The 19,926-nt window shown below is 73.2% G+C and carries 22 protein-coding genes; 12 read left to right on the top strand and 10 right to left on the bottom strand.

Going from position 1 to position 19,926, the window contains the following annotated elements; genetic code table 11:
- The first annotated feature begins 24 nt into the window (after positions 1–24).
- Positions 25–615 (top strand): TetR/AcrR family transcriptional regulator, encoded by a 591-nt coding sequence (locus AAEP86_RS07730; RefSeq protein ID WP_420369961.1) that lies wholly within the window; start codon positions 25–27, stop codon positions 613–615.
- 73 nt (positions 616–688) lie between these two features.
- On the opposite strand, the gene AAEP86_RS07725 is transcribed toward AAEP86_RS07730, so the two are convergent.
- The gene (locus AAEP86_RS07725) at positions 689–1,549 is read right to left on the bottom strand and encodes an SDR family NAD(P)-dependent oxidoreductase (RefSeq protein ID WP_420369960.1); all 861 of its coding nucleotides are present in this window, start codon (positions 1,547–1,549) and stop codon (positions 689–691) included.
- 89 nt (positions 1,550–1,638) lie between these two features.
- Here AAEP86_RS07725 and AAEP86_RS07720 point away from each other — a divergent pair, with 89 nt between their 5' ends.
- The 3 genes from AAEP86_RS07720 (at position 1,639) to AAEP86_RS07710 (ending at position 3,318) form a co-directional block, all read left to right on the top strand.
- Positions 1,639–2,211 (top strand): TetR family transcriptional regulator, encoded by a 573-nt coding sequence (locus AAEP86_RS07720; RefSeq protein WP_420369959.1) that lies wholly within the window; start codon positions 1,639–1,641, stop codon positions 2,209–2,211.
- Positions 2,208–2,828, top strand: coding sequence for a TetR family transcriptional regulator (locus AAEP86_RS07715; RefSeq protein WP_420369958.1), 621 nt, complete (start codon positions 2,208–2,210; stop codon positions 2,826–2,828). Before AAEP86_RS07720 ends, AAEP86_RS07715 begins: the two co-directional genes overlap by 4 nt.
- A gap of 76 nt (positions 2,829–2,904) precedes the next feature.
- Positions 2,905–3,318 (top strand): VOC family protein, encoded by a 414-nt coding sequence (locus tag AAEP86_RS07710; RefSeq protein ID WP_420369957.1) that lies wholly within the window; start codon positions 2,905–2,907, stop codon positions 3,316–3,318.
- 14 nt (positions 3,319–3,332) lie between these two features.
- Here AAEP86_RS07710 and AAEP86_RS07705 read toward each other — a convergent pair whose 3' ends face one another.
- Positions 3,333–3,602 (bottom strand): hypothetical protein, encoded by a 270-nt coding sequence (locus tag AAEP86_RS07705; protein ID WP_420369956.1) that lies wholly within the window; start codon positions 3,600–3,602, stop codon positions 3,333–3,335.
- A gap of 51 nt (positions 3,603–3,653) precedes the next feature.
- On the opposite strand from AAEP86_RS07705, the gene AAEP86_RS07700 reads away from it, so the two are divergent.
- Positions 3,654–4,091, top strand: coding sequence for a VOC family protein (locus tag AAEP86_RS07700; protein ID WP_420369955.1), 438 nt, complete (start codon positions 3,654–3,656; stop codon positions 4,089–4,091).
- A 93-nt stretch (positions 4,092–4,184) separates the two neighbouring features.
- The gene (locus tag AAEP86_RS07695; RefSeq protein ID WP_420369954.1) at positions 4,185–5,063 is read left to right on the top strand and encodes a DUF808 domain-containing protein; all 879 of its coding nucleotides are present in this window, start codon (positions 4,185–4,187) and stop codon (positions 5,061–5,063) included.
- Positions 5,064–5,137: 74 nt separating this feature from the next.
- Here the strand turns inward: AAEP86_RS07695 and AAEP86_RS07690 are convergent, their stop codons facing one another.
- Positions 5,138–6,019: an NAD-dependent epimerase/dehydratase family protein gene (locus AAEP86_RS07690; protein WP_420369953.1), complete on the bottom strand. Its 882-nt coding sequence runs from the start codon at positions 6,017–6,019 to the stop codon at positions 5,138–5,140.
- Between the two features lie 95 nt (positions 6,020–6,114).
- On the opposite strand from AAEP86_RS07690, the gene AAEP86_RS07685 reads away from it, so the two are divergent.
- Complete coding sequence (locus AAEP86_RS07685) at positions 6,115–6,690, top strand: TetR/AcrR family transcriptional regulator (protein WP_420369952.1); 576 nt, start codon at positions 6,115–6,117, stop codon at positions 6,688–6,690.
- 63 nt (positions 6,691–6,753) lie between these two features.
- Here AAEP86_RS07685 and AAEP86_RS07680 read toward each other — a convergent pair whose 3' ends face one another.
- Positions 6,754–8,703, bottom strand: coding sequence for a potassium transporter Kup (locus AAEP86_RS07680; RefSeq protein ID WP_420369951.1), 1,950 nt, complete (start codon positions 8,701–8,703; stop codon positions 6,754–6,756).
- Between the two features lie 150 nt (positions 8,704–8,853).
- Positions 8,854–9,735 carry a serine hydrolase domain-containing protein gene (locus AAEP86_RS07675; protein WP_420369950.1) on the bottom strand — a complete coding sequence of 294 codons (882 nt, stop codon included), beginning with the start codon at positions 9,733–9,735 and terminating at the stop codon, positions 8,854–8,856.
- A 143-nt stretch (positions 9,736–9,878) separates the two neighbouring features.
- Here AAEP86_RS07675 and AAEP86_RS07670 point away from each other — a divergent pair, with 143 nt between their 5' ends.
- Positions 9,879–10,808 carry an NADP-dependent oxidoreductase gene (locus tag AAEP86_RS07670; protein WP_420370459.1) on the top strand — a complete coding sequence of 310 codons (930 nt, stop codon included), beginning with the start codon at positions 9,879–9,881 and terminating at the stop codon, positions 10,806–10,808.
- Positions 10,809–10,941: 133 nt separating this feature from the next.
- The gene (locus tag AAEP86_RS07665) at positions 10,942–11,391 is read left to right on the top strand and encodes a hypothetical protein (RefSeq protein ID WP_420369949.1); all 450 of its coding nucleotides are present in this window, start codon (positions 10,942–10,944) and stop codon (positions 11,389–11,391) included.
- Positions 11,392–11,558: 167 nt separating this feature from the next.
- On the opposite strand, the gene AAEP86_RS07660 is transcribed toward AAEP86_RS07665, so the two are convergent.
- From AAEP86_RS07660 to pucL, 3 genes are all read right to left on the bottom strand, one after another.
- Entirely contained in the window at positions 11,559–11,957 is a 399-nt protein-coding gene (locus tag AAEP86_RS07660) for a hypothetical protein (protein WP_420369948.1), read from the bottom strand.
- A gap of 97 nt (positions 11,958–12,054) precedes the next feature.
- The gene (locus tag AAEP86_RS07655; RefSeq protein ID WP_420369947.1) at positions 12,055–12,669 is read right to left on the bottom strand and encodes a nucleotidyltransferase family protein; all 615 of its coding nucleotides are present in this window, start codon (positions 12,667–12,669) and stop codon (positions 12,055–12,057) included.
- The gene (gene pucL, locus AAEP86_RS07650) at positions 12,666–13,619 is read right to left on the bottom strand and encodes a factor-independent urate hydroxylase (RefSeq protein ID WP_420369946.1); all 954 of its coding nucleotides are present in this window, start codon (positions 13,617–13,619) and stop codon (positions 12,666–12,668) included. The genes AAEP86_RS07655 and pucL overlap by 4 nt, the downstream gene beginning before the upstream one ends.
- A gap of 271 nt (positions 13,620–13,890) precedes the next feature.
- Between pucL and AAEP86_RS07645 the strand changes: the two genes are divergently transcribed.
- From AAEP86_RS07645 to AAEP86_RS07635, 3 genes are read left to right on the top strand one after another with little or no spacing between them, the layout of a single operon-like run.
- Complete coding sequence (locus AAEP86_RS07645; protein WP_420369945.1) at positions 13,891–14,730, top strand: FAD binding domain-containing protein; 840 nt, start codon at positions 13,891–13,893, stop codon at positions 14,728–14,730.
- Entirely contained in the window at positions 14,727–17,504 is a 2,778-nt protein-coding gene (locus tag AAEP86_RS07640; RefSeq protein ID WP_420369944.1) for a molybdopterin-dependent oxidoreductase, read from the top strand. The genes AAEP86_RS07645 and AAEP86_RS07640 overlap by 4 nt, the downstream gene beginning before the upstream one ends.
- Complete coding sequence (locus AAEP86_RS07635; RefSeq protein WP_420369943.1) at positions 17,504–18,511, top strand: XdhC family protein; 1,008 nt, start codon at positions 17,504–17,506, stop codon at positions 18,509–18,511. Before AAEP86_RS07640 ends, AAEP86_RS07635 begins: the two co-directional genes overlap by 1 nt.
- 180 nt (positions 18,512–18,691) lie before the next feature.
- Here the strand turns inward: AAEP86_RS07635 and AAEP86_RS07630 are convergent, their stop codons facing one another.
- Together AAEP86_RS07630 and AAEP86_RS07625 are read right to left on the bottom strand one after the other, a co-directional pair.
- The gene (locus tag AAEP86_RS07630) at positions 18,692–19,087 is read right to left on the bottom strand and encodes a hypothetical protein (RefSeq protein ID WP_420369942.1); all 396 of its coding nucleotides are present in this window, start codon (positions 19,085–19,087) and stop codon (positions 18,692–18,694) included.
- A 137-nt stretch (positions 19,088–19,224) separates the two neighbouring features.
- Positions 19,225–19,737: an AAA family ATPase gene (locus AAEP86_RS07625; protein WP_420369941.1), complete on the bottom strand. Its 513-nt coding sequence runs from the start codon at positions 19,735–19,737 to the stop codon at positions 19,225–19,227.
- Positions 19,738–19,926 lie beyond the last annotated feature (189 nt).

Raw genomic sequence — 19,926 nt, 5'->3', positions numbered from 1 at the left:
ACCACCCGCAGACAGGGAGTCCTCGTGAGCACCACCCCGGCAGCGACCGCGTCGACGGAGCCGTGCACGCTGCGCGAACGGAAGAAGCAGCAGACCCGGCAGGCGCTGCACGACGCCGCGCTGACGCTCGTGTCCGCGCACGGCCTCGACGGCGTCACGGTCGACCAGATCTGCGCCGACGCCGACGTCTCGCCGCGCACCTTCTTCAACTACTTCACCTCGAAGGCGCACGCCGCACTCGGCCTCGACACCGTCGAGGTGCCGGAGTCCGCGGCGGAGTGGTTCCGCGCGGCGGACGGCCGGCTGGTCGACGACCTCTGCGGCCTCGTCGCCCGGACCGTCCCGCTGTCGCAGGACCGCCGGCGGATGAAGGATCTGCTCGTGCTCCGTCCGGAGATGACCCCGATGGTGATGCAGTGGATGGCCGAGTCCCGCCAGTCGCTCCTCACGGCCGTCGGCGCCCGCACCGACGAGCAGACGGCCCGGACGGCGGTCGCGCTCGTGATGTCGGCGCTGACCGAGGTCGCGCACCGCGAGACGGTCCGCGGTTCCGAGGAGCTCGCCGCCCGTCTGCAGGCCGTCGTGGCCGAGATGGGCGCGCTGGCCTCCGCCTGACGCGGCGACCGGACGACGGACGGGAGGCGCGGCGCCGGCTGGCACCGCGCCTCCCGTCCGTCGTCTCCCCGGGTCAGGCGCGCGCCCGCGGGTCGAGCTGCTCGGGCGTCGCGTCCGCCGCCTGCGTCGACCGGCTGAGGGCCTCGTGCCGTTCGTCCTCGGCGAGGAGCGCCCGCCCGGCGGCGGTGGCGTACTCGAACGCGTCCGGGCCCACGAGCAACCGCAGCGGTGGCTCGTCCATGGCGACGATCCGCAGCACCAGCCCGGCCACCAGGTCGGGGTCGCTCGCGCCGACACCCGTCCCGCCGTGCATCCGCGCGGAGACGCCGACCGTCGCCGCGTACTCGGGACGGATCGGCGCGACGCGCATCGACGACCCCGCCCAGTCCGTGCGCATCCCGCCCGGTTCGAGGACGGTGACGTGGATCCCGAGGGGTGCCACCTCGGCCGCGAGGACCGAGGAGAATCCGCCGACGGCCCACTTCGCCGTCTGGTAGGCACCGAGCCCCGGCGTCGCCAGGCGGCCGCCGACCGAGGACACCTGCACGATGTGCCCCGAGCCCTGCTCGCGCATCACGTGCACGGCTTCGCGGCTGAGGGTCACGACCCCGAACAGGTTCGTCTCGACCTGCGCGCGGAAGTCGTCCGGGTCGCCGTCCTCGATGCTCGCGAGGTCGGCGTACCCGGCGTTGTTGACGAGGACGTCGAGGCGCCCGAAGCGGTCGACGGCCGAGCGCACGGCCGCTCGTGCGGCGTCGGCGTCGGTGACGTCGAGCACCACCGTCTCGAGCGCGGCACCGTCGGGGACGGTGAGGTCGTCGAGCGCGTGGCGGTCCCGGACGCCGGCGACGACCTGGTGGCCGGCGGCGAGTGCTGCCGTGATGACGGCGCGGCCGAGGCCGCGGGACGCTCCGGTGACGAGGAAGACGGACATGAGGACTCCTGACTGACTGTTTGGTTAGCAGGATCCATGGAACACCCGCTCGTCACCCTTGTCAACCAGATGGTTGATACGATGTCGGCATGCCCATGCCCCGTGATGCCGACGCGACCCGCGCACGTCTGCTCCTCGCCGCGCGGGACGAGTTCGCGGCGGTCGGCATCGCCGGCGCCCGCGTCGACCGGATCGCCGCCGCCGCCGCGAGCAACAAGGCGCAGATCTACCACTACTTCGGCAGCAAGGACGGCCTCTTCGACGCGGTCTTCGACGCCATGGTGGCCGACACCCTCGACGAGGTGACGATCGACGCCGACGACCTGCCCGAGTACGCGGGGCGCCTGCACGACTCCTACACGCGGCGACCGTGGGTGCAGCGCCTGGCGACCTGGTACCGACTCGAGCGCGGCGACACCACCCACCCGATCGACGCCGTGGTCCGGAGCAACGCGGCGAAGCTCCGCGCGATCGAGGGCGCGCAGCGCGCCGGTCACCTGCCGTCGACGTTCTCCGCCGCCGAGCTCCTGGGCATCGTGATCCACACCGCCGCCCTGTGGAGCGGCGCGACGCCGGAGTACTCCCGGCTCACCGACGAGGTGGACGCCGACCGCCGACGCGCGGTCGTCGTCGCGACGGTCGCCGCCGTCGTCCGCGGATGACGGGACCGGACGCCGTGGACGACGACGGACGCGACCCGCAGGACCCGACGACCGACGGACCGGTCGGGCGCGCCCGCGCGATCGACCCGGGCACGGTGGCCGTCGTCGCCCTGCGGCTCTTCGACGAGCAGGGCTTCGACGCCGTGTCGATGGACGACATCGCCGCGGCCGCAGGGATCAGCCGGCGGTCGCTGTTCCGGCTGTTCCCGAGCAAGGCGTCGCTCGTCTGGGGCGGACTCGAGGAGTTCACGTCCCGCTTCACCCACGCCCTGCGCGCGCGACCGCAGGACGAACCCGCCGCCGTCGCGGTCCGCGCCGCCTACCGCACCGGGGCGTCGTTCTCCGACGAGACGCTCGAGGTCATGCGGCTCCGGCTCCGGGTCATCCGCGGGACCGCGTCGCTGCAGCGTGGTGGCGATGCGACGATCACCGCGTTGACCGGAGTGCTCGTCCGGTCCGTGGCGGAACGGGACGGCGGTTCGGTCGACGACCTCGCCGTGCTCGTCCGCGCGAACAGCTTCGCGGCGGCGATCAACGCCGCCCTGACGTGGTGGGCGGCCCGCGACGACGGCCGGCCGGCGGACGCCGTCGACCGGGCGATCGACCTGCTGGGCTGAACCCGGACGGCGCAGCGCCGCCGCCCGCGCGGAAGAGGCCCTGGTGCGGGTCCCGGAGCGGCGGTACCGTCCCAGGATGAACGTGAGCGGGCCATCCCCCTACTTCCAGTTCGACGGCACGGCACGCCAGGCACTCGAGCGCTGGCAGCGGGTGTTCGGCGGCGAGGTGCGCGTCGCCACCTTCGCCGAGTTCTCGCGCACGGACGGCCCGGCGGACGCCGTCGCGCACGGACAGCTCGCCGGCGAGCTGCAGCTCTTCGCTGCGGACGTCGCCACCGGGGAGACCCCGTTCCGGGCGAGCGGCCTGCTGTTCTCGCTGCTCGGTGCGGCGGAACCTGACGTGCTCCGCCGGTGGTTCGACGACCTCGCGGCGGACGGCGAGGTCGTTGATCCCCTGCAGGAACGGCCGTGGGGCGACTGGGACGGGATCGTCCGCGACGCCGTCGGGGTCACCTGGCTGATCGGGTTCGAGGCCTCGGCGCTGCGCTGAGCCCTCCGGAGGGGCTACGCCGCGTCGGACGGCAGCAGCGGCGCCCAGAAGGCGTCCGGACCGTCGGCGACGACGGCGTCGCGCTCGAACCGGAACCCGTACTGCTGCACGAAGTCGGCGGCAGCCGTCTGCTCGTCCTCGTCGTCGTCGTGCGCGGCGTCGAAGAGGTACACGCCGTGGCCCATCTCGACCCCGGAGTCGCTGATGACCGAGAGGTCCCAGCGGCCCTCCTCGGCACGTTCGATCCGGACGACGGCGGCCTGCGCGGCGGTGAAGTCAGCCATGCCGCGAGCATACGGACGGCGCCGCGGGGACGTTCAGCCTAGGGTGGCGCCATGGCGGCGACGGTGCGGCAGGTGCAGGTGACGTTCGACTGTGCGGACCCGGAACGGGTGGCACGGTTCTGGTGTGAGGTGCTCGGGTACGAGGTGCCCGCACCGCCGCCGGGCTTCGACTCGTGGGACGCGTTCGACCGGACGCTCCCACCCGAGCGGCAGGGGTCGGCGTTCGCCTGCCAGGACCCGGCGGGCGTCGGTCCGCGCCTGTTCTTCCAGCGGGTCCCGGAGCACAAGGTCGTGAAGAACCGGGTGCACCTCGACGTCCGCGTGGGCTCGGGGCTCGTCGGCGACGAACGGCTGGCCGTCCTCGACGCCGAGCGCGACCGGCTCATCGCCCTCGGCGCGACGCAGGTCCGACGCATGCCCGCGGACGGGATCGACGAGTCGTGCATCGTCATGCAGGACGTCGAGGGCAACGAGTTCTGTCTCGACTGACCGACGGGTCCGGCAGGTCCTCCGTGCCGTCAGGCCCTAGTCTGTGAGCCGCCCGTCTGTACGGATGGACAGGCGACGAGTGGAGGAACGGTCATGTCAGTCGGGTTGCTCGCCGTGGTGGACGACATCCTCGCCGCCGCCCTGAAGGCCAGCGCGAAGACCGCCGGCGTCGTCATCGACGACGCGGCCGTCACGCCGCAGTACGTGCAGGGGCTCGCCCCGGCACGCGAACTGCCCGTGGTGGCGAGGATCGCCCTCGGCAGCCTCTTCAACAAGTTCGTCATCATCATCCCGCTCGCGCTGCTGCTCTCGGCGTTCGCCCCGTGGGTGCTGCCGTGGCTGCTCGTCCTCGGCGGGACGTACCTGTGCTTCGAGGGCGCCGAGAAGGTCACCGAGTGGTTCGGCACCCACCACGAGGCCGAGACGGAGGCCCCGTCCAGCGAACCGAAGCTCGTGTTCGGCGCGATCCGCACCGACCTCATCCTCAGCACCGAGATCATGCTGATCGCCCTCGCGAGCCTCGACACGGACCTCGGGTTCTGGCCGACGGTGGGTGCGCTCGCGCTGATCGGCCTCGGCATGACCGCCCTGGTCTACGGCGCCGTCGCCCTGCTCGTGAAGGTCGACGACATCGGCCTGCAGATGATGAAGCACCCGGTCCGCCGCACCCGTCGGACCGGTGCCCGGATCGTCCGCGCGATGCCCGCCGTCTTCCGGGTGATCAGCATCGTCGGCACCGTGGCCATGCTCTGGGTCGGCGGCCACCTCGTCATCGCGAACCTGGCCGAGACCTTCTGGCACGGGCCGTCCGACGTGCTGCACGCGATCGAGCACGTTGTCGAGCCGGCCGGCCCGGTCGTGACGTGGGTCGTGGACACCGCGGTGTCGGCGGTGTTCGGCGTCCTGCTCGGCATGGTCGTCGTCGGGGTCGTGCTCGGGATCGGTCGTCTGCGGGGCCGCTCCCACCACTGACGCACCGGTCGTGCGGACGCGCGACCGCGACGGACGGGAGGCGCGGGGCGGGGCGGCACCGCGCCTCCCGTCCGTCACGGGGTGACGTTCTCCAGGTCCGCCAGCAGGCTCGGGTGGGTGGGCTGCCACCCCAGGGCCTGCTGCGTGGCGGCGCCGGACGCCGGCTGGTCCATCGCGAAGATCGGGGCGAAGGGCCCGAAGACCTCGTCCGGCACCTGCTCCACCGGCAGTCCGAGGCGGCGGCCGATGACGTCCGCGATGTCACGGACCCGGTCGCCCTCGTCGGCGACGGCGTGCCATGCCGTGCCGGCGGGCGCCCCCTCGAGCGCGAGACGGAAGAGCACCGCCGCGTCCCGTGCGTGCACCGCCGGCCAGCGCTGGTCGCCGGTGCCCGGGTAGCCGGCGACGCCGCTGCGGCGCGCGGTCTCGGTGAGGATGCCCGCGAAGCCGCCCGCGCCGTCGGCGTGCACGGTGCGGGGAAGCCGGATCGCCGACGTGCGGACGCCGCGGTCGGCGAGGGCCAGCGCGGCGATGACCGACCGCGCACGACCGGCGACCGGGCCGTCGAGCGGGAGCGGGTCGGTCTCGACCGCGGGGCGGCCGGCGACCCACGGTGTGCCGGAGACCACGACGAACGGCCGGTCGGAGCCGACGAGCTCCTCGCCGAGGGCGGCCGTCGCCGCGGACTCCTCGGCGATGCCGCGGGCGAGTCCGTCCGCCGAGTCGTAGTCGTTCGGGAACGCGAGGCTGACTACCCCGTCGGCGTCACGCGCGCCGGCGCGGAGGACGTCGAGGTCGGTCATCGAGCCGCGGACCGGGGTCGCCCCGGCCGCGGTGAGGGCGGCGGCCGACCGGTCGGAACGGGCGAGGGCCGAGACGGTGTGTCCGGCGGCGACGAGTTCGGCGACGACGGCCGTGCCGATCGTGCCGGTGCCACCGGTGACGAAGACGTGCATGGGTGCTCCTCAGGATGGGTGTCGAAGTGACGGGACTGTTGTGCCATCACCGTACGCCCGCGATGGGACAATTGTCCCGTCGATAGGATGGTCCCATGGCACGATGGGAACCCGGGGCCCGGGAACGGCTCGTCCTGGCGGCCGTCGACCTGTTCTCGGAACAGGGCTACGACGAGACCACCGTGACGCAGATCGCCGAGCGCGCCGGGGTCACGAAGAGCACCTTCTTCCGGCACTTCCCCGACAAGCGCGAGCTCCTCGTCGCGGGGCAGGAGACCCTGAGCCGCCTGCTGGCCGAGGGCATCGCCGACGCCCCGACGGACAGCAGTCCCCTCGACGCCGTCGCCGTCGGGCTGGGCCGCGCATCCGACGAGATGGGCCCGGTGAACCGCGAGCTCGGACCGCGCCTGCGCGCCGCCGTCGCCGCCAGCGCCGAGCTGCAGGAGCGGGACGCGCTGAAGAGCGTCGGCATGGCCACCGCGATGACCGAGGCGCTCGTCGCCCGCGGGGTGGCCGACGCGCCGGCACGTCTGGCCAGCGAGATGGGCGTCCTCGCGTTCAAGCAGGGCTTCGACCGGTGGTCGGGGAACGGACGGAACGACGACGAGCCCCTCGCGCAGCACGCCCTGGCCGCGCTGGCGGAGCTCCGGGCAGCGGCCGCGGCACTCTGACCGCGACCGCGTCGGCGGCCGGCCGGGCCACGCCGTCCGGGGCTCGCCGTCCGGGGTCGGACGTCAGATCTCGACGTCGCTGCCCATCGTCACCGTGCGCTGCGCCGGCAGGCCGAAGCGTGCGGCCGGGTCCGCGGCGTTGTGCGCCAGCCCGACGAAGAGTTTCTTCCGCCACGACACCATGCCGCGGTTGCCGGCCGTCGGTCGGAGGGCGCCGCGCGAGATGAAGTACGAGGCGCGCAGCATCTCCTCGGGGTCGATGTCGAGGACGTCAGCCAGGCAGGCGGCGTGCAGCGCCCTCGGCAGGTCCTGGTCGTCGGAGAAGCCGAACTTCACGGTGATGTGGTCGATGCCGTCGTCCTCGTAGCCGAGGTCGTCCCGGAAGAACGCCTTCGCGTGCGGCACGTGCGGCACGTTGGCGGTGAGGACGGACACGATGATCACGGTGCGGTGCAGGACGTGGTTGTGGTCGACGTTCGCCCGGAGCGCCAGCGGCGTGGTCTCCTTGTTCGGGTGCGGGAACACCGCGACACCCCGCACGCGTGGGACGTGGTGCTCGTTGACCCGCTCGACGAAGTCGGCCAGGGAGCCCTCGCGTTCCTTGCGCTCCTCCTGCACGAGCGCGCGGCCGCGCCGCCAGGTCGTCATCACGGTCACCACGGCCAGGGCGATGAGGAGCGGCACCCAGCCGCCGTGGACGATCTTCGACAGGTTGCCGGCGAGGAACGTCAGCTCGAGACCGCCGAAGGCCACCGCGGCGAGCACGAGCTTCCACGGCTTCCACCGCCACAGCGGGCGCACGACGAGCAGGAGCAGGAGCGTGTCCACGACCAGAGCGCCGGTGACCGAGACCCCGTAGGCGGTGGCCAGGTTCGCCGACGAGCGGAAGGCGAGCATGATCGCGAGCACCCCGATGAACAGCAGCAGGTTGACCGCCGGCAGGTAGATCTGCCCGCTCTCGCGGCGGGAGGTCTGCCGGATCGTCAACGGGGGCAGCAGCCCGAGCTGGACGGCCTGGCGGGTGAGCGAGAACGCGCCGGAGATCACCGCCTGGCTGGCGATGACGGTCGCCATCGTCGCCAGCACCACGACGGGCAGCCGCAGGCCGTCCGGGAAGAGCAGGAAGAACGGGTCCTTCGCCGCGGACGGGTCGCTCAGCACGAGGGACGCCTGGCCGAGGTAGTTGAGGACGAGGGCGGGGAACACCACGAAGAACCACGCCCGCAGGATCGGCGTGCGACCGAAGTGGCCCATGTCCGCGTACAGCGCCTCGGCCCCCGTGATCACGAGCACGACGGCGCCCATGGCCACGAAGGTGATGTACGGGTGCGCGAACGTGAAGGCGATGGCCCAGGTCGGGGAGAGCCCCTGCAGCACGCCGGGGTGCGCGAGGATGTGCGGCACGCCGGCCGCCGCGATCACCACGAACCAGAGCAGCATGACCGGTCCGAAGAGGTTGCCGACCTTGCCCGTGCCGAACCGCTGCGCCGCGAACAGGACGACGAGGATCACCGCGGCGATGGGCACGACGAGGTGCCCCACCGACGGCGCCGCCGTGCCGAGCCCCTCGACCGCGGACAGCACCGACACGGCCGGGGTGATCACCGAGTCCCCGTAGAACAGCGAGACGCCGACGATCCCGATGACGAGGAAGATCGTCGCCCCGCCACGGCGCTTCGCGTAGAGCCGACGGGCGAGCGCGGCCAGTGCCATCACGCCGCCCTCGCCGTCGTTGTCCGCCCGCATGAGCACGAGGACGTACTTGATCGACACGATGATCGTGATGCTCCAGAACATCATCGAGATGACGCCGTAGACGTCCTCCTGGTTCGCCTTGACCAGTCCGTCGTCGATGGTGAACACGGTCCGCAGGGCGTAGAGCGGGCTCGTGCCGATGTCGCCGAACACCACGCCGAGGGCGGCGAGGGCGAGGACGGCGATGCCCTTGCCCGGGCCGTGGCCGCCGTCGTCGGTGACCTCGGTCGTGGATGCCTGAGAGCGGGTCTCGGTCACGCTCGTCACTTCCGTCTCCGGCCGTCCGGGCGACGGCCGCCGCTCATCATCGCACCGGCGACGTACCCGCGCTCGCAGGTGGCGCACATGCGCGCGCGGTTCGGCTGCACGACCGCGCACCCGGGACCCTGGACCGCGGTTCCGGGACGATCAGGGCAGCCGGCGGGCCAGCTCGTCGGCGACGGCCGCGGCGAACGCGTCGGCACCGGCGTGGTCGTCGGCCGTCACCGTCACCACCGCCCGGCCGTGGTCGTCGAAGATGACCATCTGCCCGTACGCACCGTGCAGGCGCCACGACCGGCCCGGCCCGTCCCAGCCCGCCATCGCGTACCGCTCGTAGCCCGGTCCGGCACCGTCGCGGTGCACCCAGTCGGTGTGCATCGCCCGGCACCAGCGGCCGTCGACGACCCGCCGCCCGTCGAACGTCCCGCCGTCACGGACGAGACGACCGATCCGGGCGAGTTCCTCGGTGCGGAGCGCGATGCCCTCCCCCGCGGCGACGTACCCGTTCGGGCAGCGTTCCCACGCCACGTCCTCGATGCCGAGCGGAGCGAGGAGACGGTCGGCGACGAACGTGCCGACGTCACCGACGCGGGTCTCGAGGACGCGCATGGCGGTGTAGGTGCTCGCGTTGGCGTACTGGAAGACCCGACCACGGGACGGCCGCCGGAGGAACTCGACGGCGAGGTCGGGCCAGTCGGACCGCTCGGTCGGCGACCACGGCATGTCGATGCCGCTCGTCATCGTGAGCAGGTGCCGGAGCGTGACCTCCTGCACTCCGGGTCCGAGTGGGATCCCGGGCAGGGACGCACCGACCGGGGCATCGACGTCGAGGACGCCGTCGTCGGCCGCGATGCCGACGGCCAGCACGCACACGCCCTTGGCCGCGGAGTGAACCTCGCGGCGGACGTCCGGCGTCCAGTGGTGCTCGGCCGTCTCGTCGTCGACCAGGACGTGCAGGCCGTGGGCGGCGAAGCCGGTCTCCTCGGCCCGGAGGACGAGGGCGTCGAGGATCGGTTGCGCGCGGGTCACCCCTCCATCATCGTGCAGACGTCGACTGTCCGCGGAGCGCGGATTCCTCGACGGTCGATCGGGGCTGTTGCTTCGAGTTCGAAGCAGCGGTACGTTCTCCTTGTTGCTTCGAACTCGAAGCACATGACGAAGGGAAAGTGGCCGTGAAGGCAGTGCAGTTCCAGCAGGTGGGCGGACCCGAGGTCCTCCGTGTGGTCGACGTCGAGCAGCCGACGCCGGCCGCCGGTCAGGTCCGGATCCGCGTCGCCGCATCCGCGTACAACGCCGCCGACGCCGGGATGCGCGGCGGGTTCCTCCCGATCCCGATCGAGCTCCCGCACGTCCCCGGCTACGACGTCTCCGGCACGGTCGACGCGGTCGGCGACGGCGTCGAGGACCTCGCGGTGGGCGACGCGGTCATCGGGTTCCTGCCGATGGAACGCGACGGCGGTGCCGCCGAGTACGTCGTCGCACCGGCGGACGCCCTCGTCCCGGCGCCGGCCAGCATCCCGCTCGCCGACGCCGCGGCACTGCCGTCCGTCGCACTGACCGCGTGGCAGGCGCTCTTCGACGAGGGCCATCTCGAGGCCGCCCAGCGCGTGCTCGTCGTCGGTGCCGGTGGGGTGGTCGGGAAGTACGCGATCCAGCTCGCGAAGCGCGCCGGGGTCACGGTCGTCGCCACCGCGAGCCCCCGCAGCGCCGACGCCGTCCGCGCCGCCGGCGCCGACCAGGTGATCGACCACACCACCACCGAGCCGCTCGACGCCCTGGACGGGCAGGTCGACGTCCTGCTCAACCTCGCCCCGATCGACCCCGAGCAGTTCGCCGCCGACGTCGCCGCGGTCCGTGACGGCGGGACCGTCGTCAGCACCACGGCGTTCATGGCGACGCCGGACGACGCCGACCGCGGCGTCCGCGCGGCCACCGTGTTCGTCCTGCCGAACCGCGACCGGCTGGCGGAGCTGGTGCGGCTCGTCGACGGCGGCGCGCTGACCGTCGAGGTGACGCGGCGCATCCCGCTGACGGACCTGCCGGCGCTGCACGCGGAGGCCGAGACCGGACGGGTCGCCGGCAAGGTGGTCGTCCTGCCGTGACCCGCCGCCGGACGCCAGGCGCGGTGCGGGTCGGCGCCGCGCCTCCCGTCCGACACGGGTCGGGACCGGCTGTCAGGATCCGTCGTGGCCCGACACTCCTGAGGGAGACCCACCCGACCGGAGGAGCACACCGATGACCATCCGCACCCGCCTCGCCCTGGTTGCCGTCACCTGCACCGTGGTGACCGCACTGGCCGGCTGCGCGACGACCGCGCCGGCGGCCGGGACGTCCGCGTCGTCGACCACGGTCGCGACACCGACGACCGAGCCGTCACCGACGACCACCGCGACGCCGACGCCGACCCCGAGCGCCGCGCCGCCGTCGACGCCCACGCCCACCGCGGACGCGCTCGCGCGGCACGTCCACGACCTGTGCAGCACCGGGGCGGCCGAGGCGGGCATCACGCTCACCTTCACCGCGCACCCGGACGGGTACACGGGCTCCGACGGCCGGTACCACCTCGTCTACCCGTTCACCTTCGACGACGGGCACGAGGACCCCTACGCCGTGTGGAACTGCACCCTCTCCGACGACGGCGTGGACTCGACGTTCGTCGGCAGCGGGATCACCGACAGCCACTGAACCGGACGGTCACCGAACGGGACGGCCACCGGACCGGACGGCCACCGGTCCGGACGGCCACCGCGCCGGAACTCCCTGGGCCCCCCGGGACGACAGGAGGCGCGGTGCCGTCGGGCACCGCGCCTCCTGTCCGTCACCGGGTCGCGTCGCGACCCGGCCGAGCGTCGTCAGCGACGACGGAAGTAGCCGTTCGCACCACCGACGAACATGAGGATGGTCGCGACGATCACGGCGACGGCACCGATGAAGCCGAACGCGTTGCCACCCGAGGCGGCACCCACGCCGACTCCGATGACCTGCAGGATCGCCAGCACGAGCAGGACGATGCGGGCCCAGTTGCGGCCGTCACGCATCTTGAAGACGATGATCAGCTCGACGATCGCGAGGATGAACGCGAAGATCGCGCCGCCGACGAGCGGGGCGGTGCCGACGCTCTGTGCCGCCGACGAGCCGCCGCCGGACACGAGGCTGATGATGCCCTGGATGATGTTCGCGAGGACGACCACCAGCCAGATGACGAACGAGACGGTGACGGAGGTCGGACGACCGGTGCTGCTGTTTGCCATGTTCTGCTCCCTGTGATGGCCGCGTTCAGCGACCTTGGTGCGAACGTACAGCAGCAGTCGATGCGTGTCCGGATGTCGGGCCCGACCTGCTCGCTCGTCACCTGATCGGGAGCGGCGTGTCCTGGTCGTCTCCCTGCCAGAGGTCGTCACAGGCGACGGTGTCGGCGCCGACGCTCCGCAGGTACGCACCCGCACCGCGATCGGCGCTCGACGGGTCGGACGCCGCCGCGCGGAGGTGCGCCGCGAGGGTGTCCCAGTGCGCTCGCCCGAGCAGGACGGGGTGTCCCGGTCCCGCGGCGAAGGCGGCCCGCCGAGCAGCGGTCCCCCGCCCGGCGCGTGGTCCGAGCACGCGGCGCACCGCGGCCGACGGCAGACCGGGCAGGTCGACGAGCGAGACCAGGGCGGCCTCGACCGGCGGCTCGGACACGGCCAGATCCGCGAGGCCGGACGTCAGCGAGGCCCCGAGGCCCTGGGCCCAGTCCGGAGCGACGACGGTCCGCACGCCGTGCAGTCCTGCCAGGAGCGGCTCCGCCTCCGACGCTGCGGCCCCGAGCACCACGAGCACGTCGTCGCAGCCGCCGTCGAGCAGCGTCGTCGCGGCGCGTACCGTCCACGGCGTCCCGTCGGCTGCACGGACGAGCGCCTTCGGGCGCCCCATCCGCGTACCGGCCCCGGCGGCGAGCAGCAACCCCGTGGTGCGCGGCGGCGTCACACGAAGCCCGGCACCGACGTCCAGGCCGCGGGCGCCTCGGCCACGCCGTCACGGACGACCGTCCCGGCGATGAGTCCGTACGGGCGGTCCGCCGCGAAGAAGACCTCCCCCGGGTTGTCGAGGCCGAAGGGCGCCAGGTCGACGAGGAAGTGGTGCTTGTTCGGCATCGCGAACCGGACCTCGGCGATCTCCGGGAACGCCTCGATCGCCGCTCGGCCCATCGCGAAGAGCGTCTGCTGGAGCGCGAGCGAGTGCACGTCCGCGAAGGTCGCCAGCAGGCGCTCGAGGACGCCGTCGTACAGCGCGTCGTAGTCGATCCCGGCGGCCACCGCCTCGGGCGTGTACCGCCACCGGGCCGTCACCGACGTCGCCAGGATGCGGTCGTCGGTCTCGCCGAGGGTCGTGTACCGGTCCCGCGGGAACCCGTGGAACTCGCTGCCGGTGGACTTCAGGACGGTGAGGTCGGTGACGCCCGCGAGGACGTGGACGTCGTCGCCGTCGAACTGCACGACGGCGGTGCGGGTGCCGCGACCGGCCCGGACGAAGGCGTGGTCGTGCTCGGCGCCGTCCACCGCGATGCGTTCCCAGGCGTGCTGCTCGGCGGAGAGGGTGGCGCCCTCGTACCAGTCGAACGCGGTGGTGAAGTGCCGACCGAGCCGGAGCAGGAAGTCCTCCGGCGTGTGCACGCCGTGCTCGCGGGCGAAGGCGTACACGGTGTTCTTCTGCGTGTCGGTCGCGAGGACCTTCGCGTTGTCGCCGTCCGTGTACGAGTCGGCGAGCGCCGCGCCGCGGAGCTGCGTCGTGATCGTGAGGTCCTCGATCGCGTGCCGCGGGGTGTCCCGGGTCACGCGCACGAGACGGACCTCGGCCTTGCCGTACTGGTTCGCGCCGAGGTGCACGGTGGCGGTCGGCGTCCGGGGTGCTGTGGTGTCCACGCTCGTGTCGGTCATGTCCGGAGGATCGCACCCGCGTGTTTCGGTGGTGTCTCGACGGTGTGACGGCCCGTCGCAGCCGGTGTCGTCGGGTGTTCGCGGCCCGTAACCGTGCGGAAACACCCGTTCCGTACGGTGGCACGACAGCAGACCCGACACGAGGAGGACACCGTGGGCAGCACCGGCTCGACGCGGCCGACCTCGGCGTGGAACCGCGGGATGATCGCGCACGGCCGACGGCCCGGACGTGCCCGCCGCCCCGTCACGCCCACCTCGATCGGACCCCTGCATGGACCTCGTCACCGTCCGCACCGTGCGGACCCCCACCCACCGCGACGACCTCGCCCTCGCCGCGGGTGAACGCCCCCTCGCCGGCGGCACGTGGCTCTTCTCCGAGGAGCAGCCCGGTCTGACCGGCCTCGTCGACCTGACGTCGCTCGGTTGGCCGGACGTCGAACGGACGCCCGGCACCCTGACGATCGGGGCGACCTGCACGATCGCCACGCTGCTGCGGATCCGACCCGAGCCGCAGTGGGCCGCGTGGGGGCTCGTCGAGCAGTGCGCGAACGCGCTGCTGGCGTCCTTCAAGGTGTGGAACAGCGCCACGGTCGGCGGGAACGTCGCCGTCGGACTCCCCGCCGGCGCGATGACGGCACTGCTCGCGACCCTCGACGCGACGGCGGTCGTGTGGACCGCGGACGGCGGGACGCGTCGGGTCCGGATCGAGGACCTCGTGCTCGGGGTCCGTCGGCTCGACCTCGCCGACGACGAGGTCATCCGCGCGTTCGAGGTCCCCGAAGTGGCGCTCACCGCGACGACCGGGCTCCGCCGGGTGTCGCTCAGCCCGCACGGCCGCTCGGGCGCGCTCGTCACCGCACGGTGGTCGGCAGCGGGCTTCGTGCTCGTCGTCACCGCCGCGACGACCCGCCCGCTGGTCCTGCGCTTCGCCGCGGTCCCGGACCACGACGCGCTCGACGCTGCGCTGTCGCGGCACGACGACTGGTACGACGACCCGCACGGCTCCCCCGCCTGGCGTCGCGCCGTGAGCACCCGCTTCGCGCACGAGCTGCGCGACGAGGCCGCAGCGTCCGGGGCGTCCGCGTCGACGTCGACCGGAGGTGCGGCATGAGGCTCGAGGTGGACGGCACGCCCGTCGAGGTGGACCCGCAGCCCGGACAGGTGCTCCGCACCCTGCTGCGCGAGCACGGGGTCACCTCGGTGAAGAAGGGCTGCGACGCCGGCGACTGCGGTGCGTGCTCGGTGCTGGTGGACGGTGTCCCGGTGCACTCGTGCATCACCCCCGCACACCGACTCGACGGGCGCGCGGTGACGACGGCCGCCGGCCTCGGCACCCCCGACGACCCGCACCCCGTGCAACGTGCCTTCGCGGACGCCGCCGCGTTCCAGTGCGGCTTCTGCACCGCGGGCCTCGTCGTCACGGCGTCGACCATGGACGCCGACGACCACGCCGACCGCCACCGCCGTCTCAAGGGCAACCTCTGCCGGTGCACCGGGTACCGGGCGATCGAGGACGCCCTGGACGGCGTCACGAACACCAGCTGCGCCGACGCCGGCGACGCCGTCGGTCGGTCCGTCGCCGCTCCCGCCGCACGACGGATCGTGACCGGCCGCGAGGAGTACACGCTCGACGTCCGCGGGACCGAGGCGCTGCTGCACCTCGCCGTGCTCGGGAGCCCGCACCCGCACGCCCGGATCACCGCGATCGACACGACCGAGGCCGAGGCACTGCCGGGCGTCCACGCGGTCCTCACGCACCACGACGACCCCGGGGTGCTCTTCTCGACCGGACGGCACGAGTCGCGCCTGGACGACCCGGACGACACCCGGGTGCTCGACCCCGTGCTGCGGTTCCGGGGCCAGCGCGTCGCCGCCGTCGTGGCGGAAAGCGTCCGGACCGCCGAGCAGGCGTGCGCGCTGGTCCGGGTCGAGTACGAGGTGCTGCCGAGCGTGCACGACGTGGACGCCGCCCGAGCGCCCGGCGCCCCGCTCCTGCACGGCGAGAAGACCCCGGACGAGCACCGCATCGCGGAGCCGGGGAGGAACGTCGTCGCCGCACTGCACGACGGGACGGGCGACCTCGAGTCCGCACTCGCCGACGCGGCGGCGACCGTCGACGGCACCTGGTCGACCGGACGCGTCTCGCACGCGGCCCTCGAGACGCACGCCACGCGCGGCCGGCTGGACGCGGACGGGCGGCTCGTGCTGCGCACCGCCACGCAGGTCCCGTTCCTGGTCCGTGACGAGATCGCGCGGATCTTCGGGCTCGAGGCCGACCGCGTCCGCGTCGTCGCGAAGCGCGTCGGCGGCGGGTTCGGCGGCAAGCAGGAGCTGCTCACCGAGGACCTCGTCACCCTCGCCGTGCTCCGCACCGGCCGCACCGTGCAGTACGAGTTCAGCCGGCAGGACGAGTTCACGATCGCGCCGACCCGGCACCCGATGCGCGTCCGGGTCCGGCTCGGGGCGGCGACCGACGGGACGCTCACGGCGATGCACGTCGACCAGACCATGGACACCGGCGCCTACGGCAACCACGGCGTCGGCGTCATGTTCCACTCGGTGAGCGAGTCCGTCGCCGTCTACCGCTGCCCGGTGAAGCGCGTCGACGCCGAGTCCGTCTACACGAACAACCTGCCGTCCGGGGCCTTCCGCGGGTACGGCCTCGGCCAGGTGGTGTTCGCGATCGAGTCGGCGATGGACGAGCTGGCACGCGAGCTCGGCATCGACCCCGTCGAACTGCGCCGGCGCAACGTCGTCGTGCCCGGCGACCCCCTCGTCGTCACCGACCCGCACGAGGAGACCGACCTGCGGTGGGAGGGCAGCTACGGCCTCGACCAGTGCCTCGACCTGGTCGAGCAGGCGCTCGCCGGCCCGCTGCCCGAGGTCCCCCGGATGGACGGCCCCGCGCTCGACGGCTCCCCCGACTGGTCGTACGGCACGGGGGTCGCACTCGCCGCGATCGCCACGATGCCGCCGCGCGGCCACCACGCCCACACCACCGTCGAGCTCCTGGCCGACGGGCGGTACCGCATCGGCGTCGGCACGGCGGAGTTCGGCAACGGCACGACGACCGTGCACACGCAGCTCGTCGCGACGGCGCTCGGCACCACCCCGGACCGGGTCGAGGTGCACCAGTCCGACACCGACGCCGCCGAGCACGACACCGGCGCGTTCGGGTCCGCCGGCGTCGTCGTGGCCGGGCGGGCGCTGTACGCCGCCGCGCAGACGCTGCGGGACGAGATGACGGCACGGGCGCTGACGATCGTCGCCGAGCGGACGCCCCGCACTGCGTCGGGCGTGCTCGGCCCCGCGGTCTCCGTCGAACCGGACGGCGTCCGCGTCGGTGACGAGCTCGTCCGGCACGCCGGACTGCTCGCCGAGGGGCCGCTCGTCGCGCACGGCCGGCACGACGGCACGCCGCGGTCGCTCGCCTTCACCGTCCACGGCGCCCGCGTCGCCGTGCACCGGCCCACCGGCGAGGTCCGGATCCTGCAGAGCGTGCAGGCCGTCGACGCCGGGACGGTGCTCAACCCCGAGCAGCTCCGCGGGCAGGTCGAGGGCGGGTCGGCGCAGGCGATCGGCTCGACGCTGTACGAGGAGGTCCTGCTCGACGACACCGGCCGGGTGCTCACCGACGCGTTCCGGTCCTACCGGGTGCCGAAGATCTCGGACGTCCCGCGCACCGAGGTGCTGTTCGCCCGGACCCACGACCCGCTCGGCCCCCTCGGTGCGAAGTCGATGAGCGAGGCGCCCTACAACCCGGTCGCTCCGGCGATCGCGAACGCCGTCCGCGACGCGGTCGGTGTCCGCCCGTACCGCCTGCCGATGACGCGGGACCGGGTGTGGGCGCTGCTGCAGGACCCGGCCGTCGTCGGAGGTGCGTGATGTTCGAACTGGCACCGCGCCTCCTGGCCGTCCTCGACGCGGGCGACCCCGTCGTCGTCGCGACGGCCGTCTCGATGCAGGGCAGCGCGCCGAGCGGCGTCGGCACGTCCATGGCCGTCCTGCCCGGCGGGCAGGTCCTCGGCACGATCTCGGGCGGGTGCGTCGAGGGATCGTTGTTCGACACCGCGGCCGAGGTCCTCGCCTCGGGCGAGGCCGTGCTCGAGCGCTTCGGCTTCGACGACGACCCGGACGACCCCGACGCGGTCTGGGCACCCTCCCTGCGCTGCGGCGGCCGCGTCGAGGTCCTGGTCCGGCGGGTCACCCCGGACGACCACGACGTGGTCGAGGCGCTCCGCCGTGCGGCGGCGGGCACGCCGACGACGCTCGCGCTGTCGCTCGACGCCGGCACGTCCGGCGACGCGCCCCTCGGGGCGGTCGTCGAGGCACCCGACGGCTGCCGTGGCCGCGTCTTCGTCGAGCGTGCCGACGTCCGACCGCGCTGCATCGTCGTCGGCGCCGTCGAGACCGCCGTCGCCGTGACCAACGCCGCGGCCGTCCTCGGCTACGCCGTCACCGTCGTGGACCCGCGGCCCGTGTTCTTGACGGACGAACGGTTCCCCGCCGCCGACGAGCGCGTCGTCGGTTGGCCGACGCGCGTGCTCGCTGACCTGCCGATCGACGCGTCGACGGTCGTCGTGGTGCTCGCGCACGACGACCGGTTCGACGCGGAGGTGATCGACCTCGCGCTCCGACGGGGTGCCGGGTACGTGGGAGCGATGGGCTCCCGGACGACGCACGAGCGCCGGACGGCCGCGCTGCACGCGCTCGGCACGCCGGACCTCGACCGGCTGCGGTCGCCGATCGGGCTCGACATCGGGGCGCGATCCCCCGCCGAGACGGCGGTGGCGGTCATGGCCGAGGTGATCGCGGTGCGCAGCGGCGCACCGGGTGGCGCCCTGGCGGGCGGGAGCGGGCCGATCCACCGGGCCGCGGTGGTCGCGGGTTGAGTCGCGTCGGACGGGAGGCGCGGAGCGGGGCGGCCACGCGCCTCCCGTCCGTCGTCCGGTCGCGTCTCGGTCTGCCCGTCCATCGCGGCAGGGCCGTCGGACGGAGGCCACGGACAGCGGCGCCCGGTTGCGACGTCCGGAACCCGCCAGCGCGGCTGCGGCAGCGGTGACCGCCCGTCGTCACCCGGCGAGGACGCCGACGCCCACCAGGGCGGCCAGGACGCCGAACACCACGAGGACCCCAGCGACGACGAACGTCGCGAGCGCACTGGCGCTGCCCGGCCGGCTCCGGGACGTCACGACCGCGAGCGCGACCGGGCCGGCGGCGCCCACCAGGCCGGCTACGAGCGCCGTCCACGCCCATCCGTCGTAGGCATCCGGATCCCCGATGCCGACTCCTGCCCCGGCGAAGGCGACGAGCGCGCAGAAGCCGGCGCCGAGCACGCAGCATGCCGCCAGGACGGCCGTGACGGCGATGCCTGCGACGGACGGGCCAGCCGATGCGGTCCATGCCCGTGTCGCTCTGTCGAGCTCGTCGTACTCGTGCTGCTCGTCGGGTCGTCGCTCGGCTTCCACCGCGTCATCCTGGCACGAGGGCGAGCGGCTCGACGCCGGGAGAGAGGACGAACCCGCCTCGAGGCGTGAGCAATCGCGAACTCGCCATGAGATCAGCTGCCGATGGAGATGCGGCTTCTGTCTCGATCATCGATCGCCTACCGGGTGTGGAACTCGAGGTAGTCGAGGGCCTGGCGGACCGTTTCTTCGAGTGGGCGGGTGCTGTCGATGACGAGCCGATCGTCCGTGCGGGGCTCGTACTCGTCGGCGGTGCGCTCTACCTCGTCCCACGTCGGCAACGTGAACCCCGGCAGGTCGTTCGCGCGCTGCTCCACGCGGCGACGGTGTTCGTCCACGTCCGTACACACGACCTCGAGCACGCGCAGCGGTACCCCGGCGGCATCCGCCGTCGACAGCCATCCAGCCCGAGCCGCTTCAACGCCGCTCACCGCGTCTGCGATGACCGTCTGCCCTCGCCGCAGATTCGGTACCGCGATCGCATGCATGACCGAGTACGCGGCAATCCCCGACTGCTCGCGCGGGATCTGGTACTTCCACATCGCACCCTCGATCGCATCCACGCGGAGCGTCAGCGAGGGCATCAGCTCTGCCATCGCAGCAGACAGCGTCGACTTCCCTGCACCGGGAAGACCACATACCTGAACCAGCATCGGCAACTCCTTCGTTGGCCGTACGTGCCTTGTCTATCGGTCATGTACGCGCAGCACCAGCGAAGTGCACATGCACGCTCAACCCCGAGGACGTAATCGAATACCGATCGGGATCGGTCCCTCTCGGAGTTGACTCACGGGTCATGAGCGACGAGGAATTGGACGACGGCTCCGCATCGCGCGGGGCGC

Origin of the sequence: Curtobacterium sp. L1-20 (genome assembly GCF_048755855.1) — a bacterium.
Lineage (GTDB): Bacteria > Actinomycetota > Actinomycetes > Actinomycetales > Microbacteriaceae > Curtobacterium.
Note: the sequence above shows the minus strand (reverse complement) of the source record. Positions and strands in the feature narration are given on the sequence as shown.